The sequence below is a fragment of the Synechococcus sp. CCY9202 genome (assembly GCF_034931685.1).
In the GTDB taxonomy this organism is placed as follows: domain Bacteria; phylum Cyanobacteriota; class Cyanobacteriia; order PCC-6307; family Cyanobiaceae; genus CBW1002.
The window spans coordinates 1-1382 of record NZ_JAYGID010000017.1; the positions used below are offsets into that span (position 1 = coordinate 1).

Annotated in this window: 1 protein-coding gene; it reads left to right on the forward strand. The window is 65.3% G+C overall.

The features are described from left to right. The coding region (gene tnpC / locus VB777_RS01965; protein WP_323246751.1) for an IS66 family transposase at positions 1 to 1286 on the forward strand (1286 nt) is incomplete at its 5' end. Between the last annotated feature and the right edge of the window lie 96 nt (positions 1287 to 1382).

Here is a 1382-nt window from a genome sequence, read left to right on the forward strand (position 1 = left end):
TTAAGCCGCCAGAGCGGCGCAAGGGCAGTGGCCGCAAGCGCGGCGGCCAGCCGGGCCATCCCGGATCCGGGCCGGAGCTGCTGCCGATCGAGCGGGTGGATGAGGTGGTGGAGCACCACCCCCAAGCTTGCCGCCGTTGCGCTCAGCTGCTGGAAGGCGTGGATCCAGAGCCGCTGCGCCATCAGGTGATCGAGATTCCACCGATCACAGCCGTGGTGATCGAACACCGGCTGCACCGCCTGGTGTGCCCCTGCTGTTCCACCAGCACCTGTGCCTCATTACCGGCGGAGGTGGAAGCGAGTCATCACGGCCCCCGGCTCAGTGCTCTGGTGGCTCTGCTGGGTAGTGCCTTCCCGTTGAGTTTCAGCAAGACCCAGGCGCTTTTGGATCAGCTGCTGGGTGTAAAGATCAGCCGTGGAGCGATGGCCACCATCCGCCAGCGCTTGAGCGCAGCACTGGAGCAGCCCATGCAGGAGGCCCTTGCGTTTGCCCGTCAGCAGTCGGTGGTCTACGTCGATGAAACCGGTGCCCCCACCGGTAATGCCGACGGGGGTAACCCCGAGCACAGGCGCGGCTGGGAGTGGGTCATGGTGACCACCATGGGGGTGACAGTGTTCATCCAGAGCCTGAGCCGCTCGGCTGCCGCCGCGATCGAGCTGCTGGGGAACGCCTTTGGCGGCATCGTGGTGAGCGATCGCTTCTCCGCCTACAACCATCTCCCGGTGGAGCAGCGCCAGCTGTGCTGGGCGCACGTGATCCGCGATCTCACCGCCATCGCTGACCGTCAGGGCGCCAGCGGTGAGATTGGAGCGGAGCTGCTGGGCCTGCAGCAGCAGCTGTTTGCCCAGTGGCACCGCTACAAAGACGGAACGATCGACTGGTCCACGTTGCAGCAGGGCTGCCGGCCGATCCGCCAGGCGTTTGGAGCCACCTTGCAGCGGGTGGTGGAGCTGGGCTACCAGCGCGGCGAGCGAACGCCGTGGGCCAAAACGGTTGGCACTTGCCGGCAGTTGCTCCAGGTGGCTGATGGGCTGTGGACGTTTCTGGAGATCGAGGGCATCGAACCCACCAACAACGCCGCCGAGCGTGCCCTGCGCCATTCGGTGATTCAGCGCAAGATCAGCCATGGCGTCCAATCCCGTCAGGGTGCGATCTGCCGCAGCAGGCTGCTCACGGTCACCACCAGCCTGCGGCAACAGGGCCGTGATATCTGGCAGTTCCTGGAGCAGGCCTTGATCGCCCATCATCGCGGCGGCGAGATGCCATCGCTGTTGCCGAATCCCTGAATCGGCTGTCATCGATCGTGGTGTCTGTGGTCGCTCGTTGATCAACGATCAGGGGTGGAATGCTGCGCTGCTACGTCACGGCCCCTGAACGGGTAC